Origin of the sequence: Streptomyces sp. NPDC094143 (genome assembly GCF_040303825.1) — a bacterium.
In the GTDB taxonomy this organism is placed as follows: Bacteria; Actinomycetota; Actinomycetes; order Streptomycetales; family Streptomycetaceae; genus Streptomyces.
Genome location: NZ_JBEOTZ010000001.1, coordinates 464,714 through 480,354, shown reverse-complemented (window position 1 = coordinate 480,354; position 15,641 = coordinate 464,714). Strand labels below are relative to the sequence as shown.

Here is a 15,641-nt window from a genome sequence, read left to right as displayed (position 1 = left end):
TCAGCTGTCCGCCTGCTCCTCGGCCCCTTCGGCCCCTTCGTCGAGGAGGCCCGCGTCGTAGGCGAGCAGCGCGATCTGCACGCGGTTGTTCAGGCCGAGCTTGGCCAGGATGCGCGAGACGTGCGTCTTGACTGTGGCGACGCTCATGAACAGGCCGGCGGCGATGTCGGCGTTGGACAGGCCCCGGCCGACCGCGACGGCGACCTCGCGCTCACGGTCGTTGAGGCAGTCCATGCGCGCGCGTGCGCGCGTGCGGCGGGTGTCGGCGGCGCTGCCGACGGCGTGCCGCACGAGCTGGCGGGTGACCGTGGGCGACAGGACCGGGTCACCGGCCGCGACGCGGCGCACTGCCGCGAGGATCTCGGCGGGCGGGGTGTCCTTGAGGACGAACCCGGCGGCGCCCGCGCGCAGGGCCCGCAGCACCTGTTCGTCGGCGTGGAACGTGGTGAGGACGATCACCTGCGGTCCCTCCTCGCGGGCGCGCAGCAGCTCGGTTGCGGTGAGTCCGTCCACCGCCGGCATCCGGATGTCCATGAGCACGACGTCGGGGCGGGTGCGGTCGACGAGGGACTCCACCTCGCCGCCGTCGGCGGCCTCGCCGACGATCTCGATGTCGTCGGCCCCGCCCAGCATCAGGGACAGCCCGGCCCGCACCAGCGGATCGTCGTCGACGAGGAGGAGTCTGATCGCAGTCATGGCTCATACGTAATCACGGCTGCCGCGGGAGCAGGGCGGGAACGGTGATCACCCCTCAGCCCCACGGCAGCCAGGCCCGCACCTCGAACCCACCCTGCGGCGTGGGGGCGTGCTCCAGGCGGCCGCCCGCGAGGGTCGCCCGTTCCGTCAGGCCGATCAGGCCCTGCCCGGAGCCGGGTACGGGGGGCACCTCCCCTTCTGGAGCCGGGTTGCGCACGCGGACGGTGAGGCCGTCGCCCGGCGCGCCGGCGACCGAGACCGTGACCTCGGTGCCGGGGGCGTGCTTGCGGGCGTTGGTCAGGCCCTCCTGGGCGATCCGGTAGGCGGTGCGGCCGACGGAGGAGGGGACGGCGGCCGGGTCGTCGACACGGAGGTCGAGGGAGACCTTCATACCGGCTTCCCGGGACTCGGCGACGAGCGTGTCCAGCGCCCCGAGCGTCGGCTGCGGCCGGCCGGTGTCGTCCGGCTCGGCCGCCCGCAGGACGCCGATGATCTCCCGCAGATCCTGCAGCGCCTCGTGCGCGCTCTCCCGGATCACGCCGGCCGCCCGCGCCGTCTCCGCCGGGGGCGCGTCCGGCCGGAACTCCAGTGCGCCCGCGTGCACGCTGAGCAGGGTGAGCCGGTGCGCGAGCACGTCGTGCATCTCGCGCGCGATGGCCTCCCGGGCGAGCCGCTGCGCCTGCTCGGCCCGCAGCCGCGCCTCCGTCTCCGCCCGCCGCGTGCGGTCCCTGAGGCTGACCATGAGCTGCCGCTTGGCCCGCACGAACATGCCCCAGCCGATGATCGCCACGGTGAGCAGCATGACGAACGGCACGATCACCAGGTAGGAGATTTCCGCGTCGGGGCGCAGCCAGTAGTAGAGGGGAACCAGCGCCGTGTTGACGCCGCCCACCCAGGCCGCGTACCGGAAGGGGCGGTGCACGGCCAGGGTGAACAGCGCGATGATGCCGGCGCCGCCCGCGGTGTCCGAGACGAAGGTGACGGGGACCATCGCCACGGCCAGCCCCAGCGGCCAGCGGCGCCGCAGCCAGACCGCCGCGCAGGCCAGCGCGCCCACCACCTGGTCGACGACGGCGAGCCCCGGCGGGACGTGCGGGTTCTGCTGGAGCGCGTCGAGGGCCGTCGCGCCCACGATCACGGCGAGCAGGAAGCAGGAGAAGTCCACGACCCAGTCGCGGGCGGTGCGCCGGGGCCGCCGCCGGGTCCCGGCGGCCTCGGGGTCCAGCTCGTGCAGCAGGGCGGAGGGGAAGTACCACCGGGGTCCGGTGAAGAGCGCCGGTGTCTCCTCGGTCGGCACCGGGCCGGTCCGCCCCGCGTTCTCACCATCCACGGTCGCCAAATCTACGCAGCCCTGGCCCGCTCCACGGGTGCTGCGGGCGGGATCGTCGACCAAAGTCGCCCCGGCGTGGACTTTCGGCGCGACCGTCCGGCCGGAACGGGGACTTCCGTCGGGGGATGCCCGCCCCGCGGCCGATGTGCGTTGGGGGGTCCGCGGGGCGAGGGTCGGGAGGCATGAAGCAGGTACTGGAGATCCTCGGCTTCCTCGCCCTGGTGCAGGGCGTGGCGGGCCTGGTGCACGAGTTCACCGACTGGGACTGGGGCCTCGTGCGGCGCCTGGGGTTCCTCGACGGCCACGAGGTCTACGCGAGCGTCGCCCTGCTGGTGCTGGGCGTCGCCCTGTTCGCGGCGGCCGGGAGCCGGAAGTCCGTGTGAGGCCCGCCGGACGCGACGGACTTCCGGCCGGCGCACGCCGGGGAGGGGCCCGGTTCAGCAGCCGTGGTCGACCAGGTCGAACGACGCGTAGTGGTCGGCCGTGTAGTAGTCCTCCTGGCTCCGCTCGCCGGTGACGATGCGCCGGGCGCCGCGGGTGGAGGAGCCCGGGGTGATGACCGTGTACTCGTGGTAGTAGCCGGACGACTGGGGGGGCAGGATGCCTTCCCGGTTCTGGAAGACGGTGCCGTCCTGGTCGAACGGGTAGGGGCCGCCCTGCTCGATCAGGTCGAGCGTGTCGTGGGCCTGGGACGGCAGGGCGCTGTAGCAGATGTCACCGACGGCGGTGGGGGCCGCGCCGGCGGTGGGGGCGGTGACGGCACCGCCGACGAGGAGAGCGGACAGGAGGGCGGCTGCTGCGCCCAGCCGTGAGGCGCGTGGGGGGAAAATCATGCGCTCATGATGACGCGCGTAGACAGTGGCATGTCAATGACAAGACGACAGATTTTCCGGTCAAGTCCGATGAGTTCGCGGGACGTTAACCTTCCGTCCGGCGCCGTGCGCGCCCCTAGGCGTCCTCGGGCAGTCCGAACTCGCCGTACTGGGGGCGGCCCGCCACGTCGTACGTCTGCACCGAGACGCCCGCGCCGGTGACGCTCCCTCCGGCGTGCTCGAAGGCGGTCGGCACGGCGCCCTCCGGGAACAGGCGGAAGCCCGAGCCGAGCACGACCGGCAAGGTCAGCAGGTGCAGGGTGTCGACGAGGCCGAGCGCCAGCAGGGAGCGGACCAGGGCCCCGCTGCCGTGCACCTGGATCTCGCCGTCGGTGCGCTCCTTCAGGGCGGTGACCTCCTCGACGGGATCGCCGGAGAGCACGGTGGTGCCGGCCCACCCGGGGTCGGTCAGGGTGGAGGAGGGGACGTACTTCGGCAGGGAGTTGAGCTTGGAGGCGACCGGGTCGGCGGGGTCGGTCACCTTCGGCCAGTAGGTGGCGAAGATGTCGTAGGTACGGCGGCCCAGCAGGAAGGCGGCCGGGCGGGCGAACACCTCGTTGATGAACCGGCCGAAGTCCTCGTCGGCGTACGGGAAGCTCCAGCCGCCGTGGGTGAAGCCGCCGCGGGTGTCCTCCTGCGGGCCGCCGGGGGCCTGGTAGACGCCGTCGAGGGTGATGAAGAGGGTGGAGACGAGCTTGCCCATGGCGGGTGCCTTCCTTCCGGATTCCGAGCGGGGCGCCGAGGCCCCGGTGTCATCGGTTCAGACCCCGCCGGTCCCCGCAACTCATCGCTGGGCCGTCCGGTGCGCGGCGCCCGTGAGTTCGACGTCCGTTCGCCGCCAGCGCCGCCGGGGGGCGGGCCGCTGGGATGGAGGCATGACTTCTCGAGGAACTCTTGACGGCAAGGTGGCTCTCGTGACCGGCGGGAGCCGTGGCATCGGCGCGGCGGCGGCTGTGCGGCTCGCCCTGGAGGGCGCGGACGTGGCGGTCGGGTACGTGCGCGGCAAGGAGGCGGCCGAGGAGGTCGTCCGGGCCGTGGAGGCGCGGGGGCGCCGGGCGGTGGCGCTGCGCGCGGACGCGGCGGACCCGGGCGAGGCCGCCGGCGTCGTGAACGCGGCGGCACAGGCGCTGGGCGGGCTCGACGTCCTGGTGAACAACGCGGGCGTGGGGGTGCTCGGGCCGCTGGAGACCCTGTCCCTGACGGAGGTGGACCGGGTCCTCGCGGTGAACGTGCGCGCCGTCTTCCTGGCCTCCCAGGCTGCCGCCGCGATCATGCGCGAGGGCGGGCGGATCATCACGGTCGGCAGTTGCATGGCCCAGCGGGTGCCGGGGCCGGGCGGGACGCTCTACGCGATGAGCAAGGCCGCGCTGACCGGCCTGACGAAGGCGCTGGCCCGGGAGCTGGGCGGGCGGGGCATCACGGCGAACCTCGTCCATCCCGGCCCGATCGACACGGACATGAACCCGGCGGACGGCCCCTACGCGGCCGGGCAGGCGGCGATGACGGCGCTGGGCCGCTTCGGCACGGCCGGGGAGGTGGCGTCGACGGTCGCGTACCTGGCGGGGGCGACGTTCGTGACGGGAGCGGAGTTCGCCGTGGACGGCGGACACGCGGCCTGACGCTCGGGCAGCCGGTCCGGCACGCACGGCGCGCCGGACCGGTGCGGCCACGCCAAGCGCCCGGCGCTGCCCACGCGTGCGGCACCTCGGCCCGGTGCGGCACGCGGGGCACGTGCCCCGCGCGTACGGCGCCGGGGGCCGGTGCAGCGCGGGGCCCTCAGTGCTCTCCCTCACGTACGGCGCCCCGAGCCGGTGCAGCGCGGGGGGCACACCGGTGCTGTCCCGCGCGCCGCCCCAGGCCGGTCCCAGCGCGCGGAACCCCACCAGTGCTCTCCCACACGCGGCGCTCCGGCCCGGTGCGCCACGTGGAGCACCCGGTGCTGTCCCGCGCGTACGGCGCCCCGAGCCGGTGCAGCGCGGGGCCCCCAGTGCTCCCTCGCGTACGGCGCCCCGGGCCGATGCGGCACGGGGGGCAGGCCGGTGCTGTCCCGCGCGTACAGCGTCCCGAGCCGGTGCAGCGCAGGGCCCCCCAGTGCTCTTCCCGCACGCGGCGCTCCGGCCCGGTGCGCCGCGCGGAGCACCCGGTGCTGTCCCTCGCCCAGTGCAAGAAACAGAAGCCCACCCGTGCTGTCCGGCCGGGGCGTCCCGTGGGTCGTGAGGTCGGGTCAGCCGCCCAGTTCCTGGTGGCGGGCCGTCAGGCGGGTCGCGCCCTCCTGGGTGAGGGAGCCGAAGAGGCGCAGCCGGGAGATGCCGCCGTCCGGGTAGATGTCCACGCGCGCGTGCGTGCCCACGGCCGGCTCCGGGAGGACGAAGCGGTGGTTGGTGTCGGGCTGGAGGCGGGTGCGGGGCAGGATCTCCCGCCAGTCGCCGTCCTCGCCGTCCCGCACCGACACCGACGCCCAGCCGGCGCTGTTGCCCTTGAGGTAGGCGGTGTCGATCTCCAGCGCGCGGATCTGCGCCTGGGCGGCCAGCCCGTAGCGGATCCAGTCATGGCCCTGGTCGCGGCGGCGCCGGGTCTCCCAGCCGTCGTCCATCTTGCGGGAGCGGCCCGGCTGGATGGTGTTGGTGGCGGGCGAGTAGAAGAGGTCGGACGCGTCCTCGACCCGGCCGCCGTTCTCCAGGGCGACCACGTCGAAGGTGCCGAGCGCCGCGAGCCACGCCGGGTCGGGGACGACCTCGCCGTGGACGCGCAGCCGGGCGATGCCGCCGTCGGGGTGCTGGTTGACCCGCAGGTGGGTGAAGCGCTGCTCGACTGCGACGGCGAAACCGTTCGCCGCGTGGCCGCCGACCGCCGTGCGCGGCACCAGCGTCGTCCACTTCACGTCGTCCCCGAGGAGCTCCTGCGGCGACGGGGAGCCGGGCACGGAGGTGCCCTCGACGGACACGGCCTGCGGGTAGTTGCCGCGGAAGTGGGCGGTGTCGACGACGATCCCCCGGATCACGCCCGGGGCGCCGAGGCGGACCAGCGCCCAGTCGTGGTCCTCGGCGGTCGGCCAGGGGTGGTCGCCCGACGCGCCCCGGCGGCGCCGGGTCTCCCAGCCGTCCATGATCTTGCCCTTGTGCCCGAAGTGCTCCGGCTCGAACTCGGCACGCCCGGGCACCAGCAGGTTCTCGCGCTGGGCGAAGAACTCGTCGTTGGCGGCGATCACCCCGGCCCCGAGGCGCCGGTCGGCGAGGTTGGCGTACTGGGTGAAGGGGAGGTCGGCGGTGCGGTAGTCCGCGTAGGGGTCGCCGCCTCCGTAGGGGTTCGCGTCGCCGGTGAAGCTGGGAATCGCCGTCACGATGATCAGGTCTTCCTTTCGGGTGTCCGGGATGGGATGTCAGTGGGTCCGGGTGAGCAGCCGTCCCTTCGGTTCGGTGAACTCGCCGTCCGCGACGATGCGCTGCCCGCGCAGCCAGGTCGACTTCACGACGCCGTACAGGGTCTTGCCGGCGTAGGCCGTGACGCGGTTGCGGTGCTGCAGGGAGGCCGGGTCGACGGTGAAGGTCTCGTCGGGGGCGAGGACCGCGAAGTCGGCGTCGCGTCCGGCGGCGATGGCGCCCTTGCGGTCGTCGAGCCCGACCAGTGCGGCGGTCCGCGCGGACATCCAGCGGACCACGTCCTCCAGGCCGTGCCCGCGCCTACGGGCCTCGGTCCACACCGCCGCCAGGCTCAGCTGGAGCCCGGAGATGCCGCCCCAGGCCGTCGCGAAGTCGTCGGTCTTGAGGTCGGCGGTGGACGGGGAGTGGTCGGTGACGACGCAGTCGATGGTGCCGTCGGCCAGCGCCTGCCAGAGCAGGTCCTGGTTGGCGGCCTCGCGGATCGGCGGGCAGCACTTGAACTCACTGGCGCCGTCGGGGACTTCCTCGGCGGTCAGGGTCAGGTAGTGGGGACACGTCTCCACGGTGACGCGCACGCCCTCCGCTCGCGCCTCGGCGATCATCGGCAGGGCGTCGCTGGACGACAGGTGCAGCACGTGCACGCGGGCGTCGAGGGCCTTGGCCTCGCGGATGAGCAGGGCGATGGCGCTGTCCTCGGCGTCCCGGGGGCGGGAGGCGAGGAAGTCGGCGTAGCGGGGGCCGGGTCGCTGCGGGGCGGAGGCGAGCAGGTGGGGGTCCTCTGCGTGCACGATGAGCAGGCCGTCGAAGGCGGCGATCTCGGCCATGGTGCGGGCGAGCGGGTCGCGTTCCAGGTGCGGGAACTCGTCCACGCCGGACGGTGACAGGAACGCCTTGAAGCCGAACACCCCCGCCTCGTGCAGCGGGCGCAGGTCCTTGGTGTTGTCGGGCAGGGCTCCGCCCCAGAAGCCGACGTCGATGTGCGCCTTGTCGGCGGCGACCCGCTGCTTGGTGCGCAGGTTCGCGACGGTCGTGGTGGGCGGCAGGGAGTTGAGGGGCATGTCGACGAGGGTCGTGATGCCGCCGGCCGCCGCGGCCCGGGTGGCGGTCCAGAAGCCCTCCCACTCGGTGCGGCCGGGGTCGTTGACGTGCACGTGGGTGTCGACCAGGCCCGGCAGCAGGACGTGGTCGCCCAGGTCCTCCAGTCGGGCCCCGCCGGGCACGGGGGCGTCGTACGGGAGGACGGCGGTGATCGTGCCGTCGGCGACGGCCACCGATGCCGCGACCGTCCCCTCGGGAGTGATGACGCGCGTCGAGCGGAGCACCAGTTCAGCGTCGGACACCCGAACCCCTTTCTTCAACATTCTGTTGAAGAGTCTTCACTCCCGCTCCGGCCCCGTCAAGGGCACACTGCTACAGGACGGCACCGGCGGCCACCCCCTGGACTTTTCCACGAAGCGGAATTAATATACCGGGAAGCGAAATGCTACCCGAAAGGAACGCGCCGTGCCCACGTCCAGCGCCAGCACCACCGACTCCGCCCGGTCCTCCAACGGCGGGGTCCAGTCCCTGGAGCGCGCCTTCGACCTGCTCGAACGGATGGCGGACGCGGGCGGCGAGGTCGGTCTGAGCGAGCTGTCCGCGAGCAGCGGGCTGCCCCTGCCGACCATCCACCGCCTGATGCGCACGCTCGTGGCCTGCGGTTACGTACGCCAGCAGCCCAACCGGCGGTACGCGCTCGGCCCCCGCCTGATCCGCCTGGGCGAGTCGGCCTCCCGGCTGCTGGGCACCTGGGCGCGGCCGTACCTGGCGCGCCTGGTCGAGGAGACCGGCGAGACGGCGAACATGGCGCTGCTGGACGGCGACGAGATCGTGTACGTGGCTCAGGTGCCGTCGAAGCACTCGATGCGCATGTTCACGGAGGTCGGCCGGCGCGTGCTGCCGCACTCCACGGGCGTGGGCAAGGCCCTGCTGGCCGGCTTCCCGCCGGAGGAGGTGCGCGCGCTGCTGGCCCGTACGGGCATGCCCGCCGCGACGGAGAAGACGATCACGACGGCCGACGGGTTCCTCGCGGCGCTGGAGGACGTACGCCGCCAGGGCTACGCCATCGACGACAACGAGCAGGAGATCGGGGTCCGCTGTCTCGCGGTTCCGGTGCCCGACTCCCCCACCGCCGCGGCCATCTCCATCTCCGGCCCGGCGGGCCGGGTCACGGAGGCGGCGACGGAGCGGATCGTGCCCGTGCTCCAGCAGATCGCCGGCGAACTGTCGCAGGCGCTCGCCAGCCAGAACCCCGCGTGAGCGCCCCACACGCCCGGCCGGGCCGCTGCACCGACCGGCACGGCGCACGAGAGGTCGCCTTCGAGTCCGACGGCCGCAGCTGATCCGCACGACGACCAGGGGCGTCCGCTTCGAGGGCGAGACGATGGACGCCCTGGGCACACTCGCCGGCGAGCCGCCCGAGGCGATGTCCCGCTTCCCACCCCGGTCCCCGGCCGCGGGCCGATGACCGCTCCGGCCTGCTTCCGAAAGACCGGGGACCGGAGTTCACGTAGAGGACGTAGACGTGCGGGGCGTTCGAGCACCGCGGCGCGCACGGCGGTCACCGGGAAACCTTCCCGTAGCACCGCCCGGGACGCGCTACCCCTGCCCGCGCACCGGTCCACCGAAGAGGTCCACCGCCTGACGGACCTCCGCCAGGCCGGGGGACAGCGCGCTCACCGAGCCGATCGCGCCCGCGATGAGCAGCAGGGAGCGGCGCAGCCGCGGGACCTCGGGGGCGCCGGCGGCGACCATGGCCGCAAGGGCGGCCAGCTCCTCCTCGGCGATGCTCCGGTCGGCGAACTCACCGGGATGCGCGGCGAGCCGACGCCGCAGCCGGGCCACGGCGGAGCGCAGCTCCGTCACCCGCGGATCCTCGTCGCTGCCGGTCACAGGCCCCTGCCGCTTCCGCTCCACGCTCCGCAACACAGTCCTCCCCCTCGCACCTCGTAGTGCGCGTGCCGTGCCGGCACGAAGCCCTCCGCACCCGGCGGCGGCCGCACGCCCGGCCGGTCGGTGCGGGCGACAGTAAACGACGCGGACCACCAGGCGCCAGTCCATTGCGTCATCGACTTGTTCCGCTGCGTGACCGTCGGGCCCGAGATCGTGCGGTATGCAGGATCCATGACGACAAGGAAGACGACCGACGGGGCGGGTGTGGTTGCCCTGCTGCTCGCGGCGGGGGGCGGACGACGCCTGGGCGGACGCCCCAAGGCGCTGCTTCCGCACCGAGGGCGCCCCCTGGTGGAGCACGCGGTGCGGGTCCTGCGCGAGGGGGGCTGCACCCGGGTGCACGTGGTCCTGGGCGCACGGTCCGACGAGGTACGCGCCCGGGCCGAGCTGACGGACTGCGTCCTGGTCGACAACCCGCACTGGGAGCAGGGCATGGGGTCGTCCCTGCGGGCCGGGCTGGAGTCCCTCGCCGGTACGGACGCACGGGCGGCCCTGGTCTTCCTCGTCGACCAGCCGGGCATCGGCCCCGAGGCGGTGGCCCGGGTGCTCGGGGCCCACTCGTGCGAGGAGTCCCTGGTCTCGGCCGCGTACGACGGGGTGCGCGGCCATCCGGTGCTGTTCGGCGCCGCCCACTGGGCGGGCATCGCCGCGACTGCCACCGGGGACCGAGGGGCACGCGCCTATCTGAGGGCCCACGCGCCCGCGCTCGTGGAGTGCGCCGACGTGGCCCGGCCCTTCGACATCGACACCGAGGCCGACCTCGTCCACCTGGAGTGAGCGGGGTGGCACCCAGCGCCACCTTGCCTCGACTCAGAGAATCTCGACATCAACAGACGATTGAACTTCCACCATGAGGAAACTACTATCCACTATTCAGAAGCGCCCGGTGGCTCCCCGGGCGCCGAACGCCGTATCCGGGAAGACTGGCACCGGGTGCCACCGCCGGCTCGTCTTCACAGCTCGCTGAAGGAAGTGACCGTTCATGTCCGCTCCAGCGCCGTCCCCGCTGGCCATCGTCGACGCCGAGCCCCTGCCCCGGCAGGAGGAGGTCCTCACTGAAGCGGCGCTCGCCTTCGTGGCCGAGCTGCACCGGCGGTTCACCCCCCGGCGTGACGAACTCCTCGCCCGCCGCGCCGAGCGCCGCGCCGAGATCGCCCGCACCTGCACCCTCGACTTCCTGCCGGAGACGGCCGCGATCCGCGCCGACGGCTCCTGGAAGGTCGCCCCGGCCCCGGACGCCCTGAACGACCGCCGGGTCGAGATCACCGGCCCCACCGACCGCAAGATGACCATCAACGCCCTCAACTCGGGCGCGAAGGTGTGGCTCGCGGACTTCGAGGACGCCTCCGCACCCACCTGGGAGAACGTGGTCCTCGGCCAGCTCAGCCTGATCGACGCCCACACCCGGAACATCGACTTCACTGACCCGAAGTCGGGCAAGTTCTATGCCCTGAAGGCGAACGAGGAACTCGCTACGGTCGTGATGCGCCCGCGCGGCTGGCACCTGAACGAGCGTCACCTCGTCGACGCCGGCGGCACCCCCGTGCCCGGCGCGCTGGTCGACTTCGGCCTGTACTTCTTCCACAACGCCCAGCGCCTGCTCGACCTCGGCAAGGGGCCGTACTTCTACCTGCCCAAGACGGAGTCGCACCTGGAGGCCCGCCTCTGGAACGAGGTGTTCGTCTTCGCGCAGGAGTACTGCGGCATCCCCCACGGCACCGTCCGCGCCACCGTCCTCATCGAGACGATCACGGCCGCCTACGAGATGGAGGAGATCCTCTACGAGCTGCGCGACCACGCCTCCGGGCTGAACGCGGGCCGCTGGGACTACCTGTTCTCCATCGTCAAGAACTTCCGTGACGGCGGCGCGAAGTTCGTCCTGCCGGACCGCAACTCCGTGACGATGACCGCCCCGTTCATGCGCGCCTACACCGAACTCCTCGTCCGCACCTGCCACAAGCGCGGCGCGCACGCCATCGGCGGCATGGCGGCCTTCATCCCCTCCCGTCGGGACGCCGAGGTCAACAAGGTCGCCTTCGAGAAGGTCCGCGCCGACAAGGACCGCGAGGCGAACGACGGTTTCGACGGCTCCTGGGTCGCCCACCCCGACCTGGTGCCGATCGCCATGGAGTCCTTCGACAAGGTCCTCGGCGACAAGCCGAACCAGAAGGACCGGCTGCGCGAGGACGTCGACGTCAAGGCGGCCGACCTCACCGCCGTCGACTCGCTCGACGCCAAGCCGACCTACGCGGGCCTGGTCAACGCCGTGCAGGTCGGCATCCGGTACATCGAGGCCTGGCTGCGCGGCCTGGGCGCCGTCGCCATCTTCAACCTGATGGAGGACGCGGCCACCGCCGAGATCTCCCGCTCGCAGATCTGGCAGTGGATCAACGCGGGCGTCGTCCTGGACAACGGCGAGCGGGTCACCGCCGAACTCGCCCGCGAGGTCGCCGCCGAGGAACTGGCCGCCATCAGGGCCGAGATCGGCGAGGAGGCCTTCGCGGCCGGCACCTGGCAGCAGGCCCACGACCTGCTGCTGAAGGTCGCCCTCGACGAGGACTACGCCGACTTCCTCACGCTGCCCGCCTACGAGCAGCTCAAGGGCTGAACGGGCCCTACCGCTCCGAGTGGCCCAGGGTCCTGCCCGGGGCCACTCGGTCGCGTACGGCCTTCTTCACGGCCGTCGGCTCGGGGAAGCCCTGCTCGCGACGGTCCCAGACGACTTCGTCGCCGACGCGGACCACGAACACCCCGCCGGTGCCGGGCTTCAGGGCCAGTTCGGTCAGTTCGGCCTCGAAGGTGGTGAGCAGCTCCTGCGCCAGCCAGGCCGCGCGGGGCAGCCAGCGGCACCGGGTGCAGTACTCGATCTCGACACGGCCACTCATCCCAGGTGCACCGACCAATCCTGCTGGGCCGCGGGCTTGCCGTGCAGGTCGGGGACCTGCTTGAGCCACGCGGGACGTCCTCGCTGGTTCCGCGCCGCCCGCAGGGCCTCCTCGGCGGCGAGCTCCTCCCGGCTGGGGAAGTCGGTGGGCAGCCACGCCGGGGAGGATCGCACCCGCGCGTGCAGAAACGCCACGTACGCCTTCCGTGCCGCGTCCGGGGTGCCGAAGGCCGGATCCTCGGCCAGCCAGGCGTCCGGCACCTCGGCGAGGATGCGGCGCAGCAGGTCCTCGGTGACCCTGGGGGCCAGTTCGGCGTCGGCGGCCCGGACGTCGGGCGCGTAGTGGCCGAGGGCGTGGTGCCGGAAGTCGTAGGACTTGGCGGGGTCGGTGCCGTCCCAGCGGTGGTGGAAGACGAGGGCGGCGCCGTGGTCGATCAGCCACAGGCGCGGCGGCGCCACGCCCAGGGTGGGCCAGACCATCAGGTTGGAGCTGTGGACCGTGCGGTCGACGTTCACGGTCAGGGCGTCCAGCCAGACGATCCGCCCGGCCTCCAGCGGATCAACGGGGAAGACCCGGGCGACCTCGGGGGTGAAGTCCCGGGCGCCCGGGAGGTAGTCCATGCCGAGGTTCACTCCGGCGCTGGCCGCGTGCAGGCCCCGCACCTCCTGGTGCGGCTCGTCCCGCGCGATCGCCGGGTCGAAGTGCACCAATACCAGCTCGGGGAAGCGCAGTCCGAGCGCCCGGGCCAGTTCGCCCACGATCACCTCGGCGACCAGCGCCTTGCGGCCCTGTGCGGAGCCGGTGAACTTCACGACGTACGTGCCCAGGTCGTCCGCTTCGACGATCCCGGGGACGGAACCGCCGGAGCGCAGCGGCTCGACGTAGCGGGTGGCGGTGACCTCGGACAGCATCCCCCCACCGTACCGGGCGGCCGGGCCGTGGATGTGGCCAGTCACCCCGGCCGTTAAGGTTAGCCAAGCCTAACTTCGATCACTTCGAGCACGGGAGCCGGTCATGCCGCACACCACCGACGCCGCCGGGGCCGGGCCCGACGCGGCGCCCGAGGAGGGCTGGACCGAACTGGCCTCCCGCGCCGAACTGCGCGGACTGCTGGGCGAGCCCTGGCCCGCGGTGATCGAGAAGGTCCACGACCGGCTCACCGAGCAGGACCTCGGCATCCTCGCCCGCTCCCCCTTCTGCCTGCTGGCCACCTCCGACGCGGGAGGCAGCTGCGACGTCTCGCCGCGCGGGGACACGGCCGGTTTCACGCACGTCGTCGACTCCGGCACGATCGCCCTGCCGGAGCGGCCGGGCAACCGGCGCGGCGACAGTCTGCACAACATCCTGGACAACCCGCACGCCGGCCTGCTGTATCTGATACCCGGCGGCAGGGAGGTGCTGCGCGTCAACGGCCGCGCCCGCATCCTCACCGACGCCCCGTTCTTCGACGCCATGAGCCACGGCGGCCAACGCCCCGCCCTCGCCCTGCTGCTGGAGATCGACGAGATCTATCTGCACTGCCCCGCGTCGCTGCGCCGCTCGGGCGTGTGGGACCCCGCGTCCTGGACGGTCGCCTGAGGCGGAACCGGACACCCCCTCCCGACCTGCGGTTAGGTTAGGCTAACCTTCTCTCTCGTGAGATCTGGTGAAGCACCCGCGGGCGGACGGCGTCTGCGCGGGCATGAACTGTCGGCCACGGACGTGACCGTGTCGTACGACGGCGTGGACGTCGTGCACGGCGCGTCGATCGCCCTGCGCCCCGGTGAGGTCACCGTCCTGGTCGGTCCCAACGGCAGCGGGAAGTCGACGCTGCTGCGGACGGTCGCCCGGTTGCAGCGGGCCCGCCGGGCCGGGCTGCGGATCGACGGCGACATCGACGGCCTGGCCCTGTCCGCCCGGGAGTTCGCACGGCACGTGGCCCTGCTGACCCAGGGGCGGCCCACACCCGGCGGACTGACCGTGCGGGACCTCGTGGAGTTCGGCCGCTACCCCCACCGGGGCCGCTTCGGCCGTCCCGACGCGGACGCCCCGGCCGCGGTCGAGCGGGCGCTGGCGCTGACCGGGGTCACGGAGCTCGCCGGGCGCGGCGCCGACCACCTCTCCGGCGGGCAGCTGCAGCGCGTCTGGCTCGCGAGCTGCCTCGCGCAGGAGACCGGCGTGCTGCTGCTGGACGAACCCACGACCTACCTCGACCTGCGGTACCAGATCGAACTCCTCGACCTCGTCCGCGACCTGGCCGACGACCACGGGATCGCCGTGGGCGTCGTCCTGCACGACCTCGACCAGGCGGCGGCCATCGCCGACCGGATCACCCTGCTCGAAGCGGGCCGAGTCGTCGCCGACGGCCCGCCCGAGGACGTCCTGACGCCTGAGCGCCTCACGGCCGTCTACGGCATCCGGATCGACGTCGACACCGACCCCCTCACCGGCCGGCTGCGGACCCGTCCGATCGGCCGCCACCACACCCGCACCACCCGAAGCGAAAGGCTCGGCACCACCTCATGAGACGTCTCCTGCTCACCGCGGCCACCACCACCGCCGCGGCGCTCACCCTCGCCGCCTGCGGCACCACCGAGCCGGCCGCCGACAGCACGAAGAAGACCACCGGGGCGATCAGCCTCACCGACTCCACCGGCGCGACGGTGAAGCTGGACGGCCCGGCGAAGAAGGTCGTGGCCACCGAGTGGAACGAGGTCGAGAGCCTGCTCACCCTCGGCGTGGACCCCGTGGGCGTCGCCGACGTCAAGGGCTACAGGACCTGGGACACCGCCGTCCCGCTGAGGAACGAGCCCAAGGACATCGGCACGCGCGGCGAGCCGAGCACGGACACCATCGCCTCGCTCTCCCCCGACCTGATCGTGGCCAGCTCGGACCTGCCGGACGCGGCCGTGAAGCAGCTGCGGAAGATCGCGCCCGTCCTGGAGATCAAGTCGGCCGACGCCTCCGACCAGATCGGGCAGATGTTCAAGAACCTCGACCTGATCGCGAAGGCCACCGGCACCACCGACAAGGCCGAGGCCGCCCGCGAGAGCTTCGAGAGCAAGGTCGCCGCGGGCCGCAAGACCCTCGCCGGCGCGAAGCTCGGCGGCAGCCCCGTCGCCTTCGCCGACGGGTACGTGACGTCCAACCAGGTCTCCATCCGTCCGTACACCAGCGGCTCCCTCATCGGGTCCGTCAACGAGGAACTCGGCCTGAGGAACGCCTGGAAGGTCAAGGGCGACCCGGCGTACGGCCTCGGCACCACCGACGTCGAGGGCCTCACCGCCCTGCCGGAGGACACCGCGTTCGCCTACATAGGCAACGACGGCGACAAGGCCAGCAACCCGTTCGCCGGGCAGCTGAAGAAGAACGCCGTGTGGAGCTCCCTGCCGTTCGTGAAGGCCGGCGACGTGCACCGGCTGCCCGACGGCATCTGGATGTTCGGCGGTCCCGGCTCGATGGAGGCGTACATCGACGCCCTCGTCGGCGCGCTGACGAAGTAACGCCC

At 72.9% G+C, this 15,641-nt stretch carries 17 protein-coding genes; 8 read left to right on the top strand and 9 right to left on the bottom strand.

The features are described 5' to 3' along the window. Both ABTZ58_RS02125 and ABTZ58_RS02120 read right to left on the bottom strand, forming a co-directional pair. Nucleotides 1-696, bottom strand: coding sequence for a response regulator transcription factor (locus ABTZ58_RS02125; RefSeq protein WP_351349460.1), 696 nt, complete (start codon nt 694-696; stop codon nt 1-3). Between the two features lie 55 nt (nt 697-751). Then, the gene (locus ABTZ58_RS02120) at nt 752-2,026 is read right to left on the bottom strand and encodes a sensor histidine kinase (protein WP_351349458.1); all 1,275 of its coding nucleotides are present in this window, start codon (nt 2,024-2,026) and stop codon (nt 752-754) included. A gap of 182 nt (nt 2,027-2,208) precedes the next feature. Between ABTZ58_RS02120 and ABTZ58_RS02115 the strand changes: the two genes are divergently transcribed. Continuing rightward, a complete protein-coding gene (locus tag ABTZ58_RS02115) occupies nt 2,209-2,409 on the top strand; it encodes a hypothetical protein (RefSeq protein ID WP_351349456.1) in 201 nt (66 codons plus the stop codon). A gap of 54 nt (nt 2,410-2,463) precedes the next feature. Here the strand turns inward: ABTZ58_RS02115 and ABTZ58_RS02110 are convergent, their stop codons facing one another. Together ABTZ58_RS02110 and ABTZ58_RS02105 are read right to left on the bottom strand one after the other, a co-directional pair. Further along, a complete protein-coding gene (locus ABTZ58_RS02110) occupies nt 2,464-2,859 on the bottom strand; it encodes a ribonuclease domain-containing protein (protein ID WP_351349454.1) in 396 nt (131 codons plus the stop codon). Nucleotides 2,860-2,974: 115 nt separating this feature from the next. Then, on the bottom strand, nt 2,975-3,601 hold the full coding sequence (locus tag ABTZ58_RS02105; RefSeq protein ID WP_351349452.1) for a dihydrofolate reductase family protein: 627 nt from the start codon (nt 3,599-3,601) through the stop codon (nt 2,975-2,977). Between the two features lie 172 nt (nt 3,602-3,773). Between ABTZ58_RS02105 and ABTZ58_RS02100 the strand changes: the two genes are divergently transcribed. Next, nucleotides 3,774-4,517, top strand: a complete 744-nt coding sequence (locus tag ABTZ58_RS02100) for an SDR family oxidoreductase (RefSeq protein WP_351349450.1) — start codon at nt 3,774-3,776, stop codon at nt 4,515-4,517. Nucleotides 4,518-5,122: 605 nt separating this feature from the next. On the opposite strand, the gene alc is transcribed toward ABTZ58_RS02100, so the two are convergent. Together alc and allB are read right to left on the bottom strand one after the other, a co-directional pair. Continuing rightward, nucleotides 5,123-6,238: an allantoicase gene (gene alc, locus ABTZ58_RS02095; protein WP_351349448.1), complete on the bottom strand. Its 1,116-nt coding sequence runs from the start codon at nt 6,236-6,238 to the stop codon at nt 5,123-5,125. A 39-nt stretch (nt 6,239-6,277) separates the two neighbouring features. Then, nucleotides 6,278-7,618 (bottom strand): allantoinase AllB, encoded by a 1,341-nt coding sequence (allB, locus tag ABTZ58_RS02090; RefSeq protein ID WP_351349446.1) that lies wholly within the window; start codon nt 7,616-7,618, stop codon nt 6,278-6,280. 163 nt (nt 7,619-7,781) lie between these two features. Between allB and ABTZ58_RS02085 the strand changes: the two genes are divergently transcribed. After that, on the top strand, nt 7,782-8,576 hold the full coding sequence (locus ABTZ58_RS02085; RefSeq protein ID WP_351349444.1) for an IclR family transcriptional regulator: 795 nt from the start codon (nt 7,782-7,784) through the stop codon (nt 8,574-8,576). A gap of 339 nt (nt 8,577-8,915) precedes the next feature. Here ABTZ58_RS02085 and ABTZ58_RS02080 read toward each other — a convergent pair whose 3' ends face one another. Further along, nucleotides 8,916-9,209 carry a DUF5955 family protein gene (locus ABTZ58_RS02080; RefSeq protein WP_502995990.1) on the bottom strand — a complete coding sequence of 98 codons (294 nt, stop codon included), beginning with the start codon at nt 9,207-9,209 and terminating at the stop codon, nt 8,916-8,918. A 231-nt stretch (nt 9,210-9,440) separates the two neighbouring features. On the opposite strand from ABTZ58_RS02080, the gene ABTZ58_RS02075 reads away from it, so the two are divergent. Both ABTZ58_RS02075 and aceB read left to right on the top strand, forming a co-directional pair. After that, a complete protein-coding gene (locus tag ABTZ58_RS02075; protein WP_351349440.1) occupies nt 9,441-10,046 on the top strand; it encodes a nucleotidyltransferase family protein in 606 nt (201 codons plus the stop codon). 205 nt (nt 10,047-10,251) lie between these two features. Continuing rightward, nucleotides 10,252-11,877 carry a malate synthase A gene (gene aceB, locus ABTZ58_RS02070; protein WP_351349438.1) on the top strand — a complete coding sequence of 542 codons (1,626 nt, stop codon included), beginning with the start codon at nt 10,252-10,254 and terminating at the stop codon, nt 11,875-11,877. Between the two features lie 7 nt (nt 11,878-11,884). On the opposite strand, the gene ABTZ58_RS02065 is transcribed toward aceB, so the two are convergent. Together ABTZ58_RS02065 and ABTZ58_RS02060 are read right to left on the bottom strand one after the other, a co-directional pair. Beyond that, the gene (locus tag ABTZ58_RS02065) at nt 11,885-12,154 is read right to left on the bottom strand and encodes an Rdx family protein (protein ID WP_351349436.1); all 270 of its coding nucleotides are present in this window, start codon (nt 12,152-12,154) and stop codon (nt 11,885-11,887) included. Next, a complete protein-coding gene (locus tag ABTZ58_RS02060) occupies nt 12,151-13,065 on the bottom strand; it encodes a HipA family kinase (RefSeq protein WP_351349433.1) in 915 nt (304 codons plus the stop codon). The genes ABTZ58_RS02065 and ABTZ58_RS02060 overlap by 4 nt, the downstream gene beginning before the upstream one ends. 103 nt (nt 13,066-13,168) lie before the next feature. Between ABTZ58_RS02060 and ABTZ58_RS02055 the strand changes: the two genes are divergently transcribed. The 3 genes from ABTZ58_RS02055 to ABTZ58_RS02045 are packed head-to-tail and all read left to right on the top strand — an operon-like array spanning nt 13,169 to nt 15,636. Next, nucleotides 13,169-13,732 (top strand): MSMEG_1061 family FMN-dependent PPOX-type flavoprotein, encoded by a 564-nt coding sequence (locus ABTZ58_RS02055; protein ID WP_351349430.1) that lies wholly within the window; start codon nt 13,169-13,171, stop codon nt 13,730-13,732. Between the two features lie 57 nt (nt 13,733-13,789). Further along, nucleotides 13,790-14,659 carry an ABC transporter ATP-binding protein gene (locus ABTZ58_RS02050; RefSeq protein ID WP_351349427.1) on the top strand — a complete coding sequence of 290 codons (870 nt, stop codon included), beginning with the start codon at nt 13,790-13,792 and terminating at the stop codon, nt 14,657-14,659. Continuing rightward, the gene (locus ABTZ58_RS02045; protein WP_351349424.1) at nt 14,656-15,636 is read left to right on the top strand and encodes an iron-siderophore ABC transporter substrate-binding protein; all 981 of its coding nucleotides are present in this window, start codon (nt 14,656-14,658) and stop codon (nt 15,634-15,636) included. The genes ABTZ58_RS02050 and ABTZ58_RS02045 overlap by 4 nt, the downstream gene beginning before the upstream one ends. The last annotated feature ends 5 nt before the right edge of the window (nt 15,637-15,641 follow it).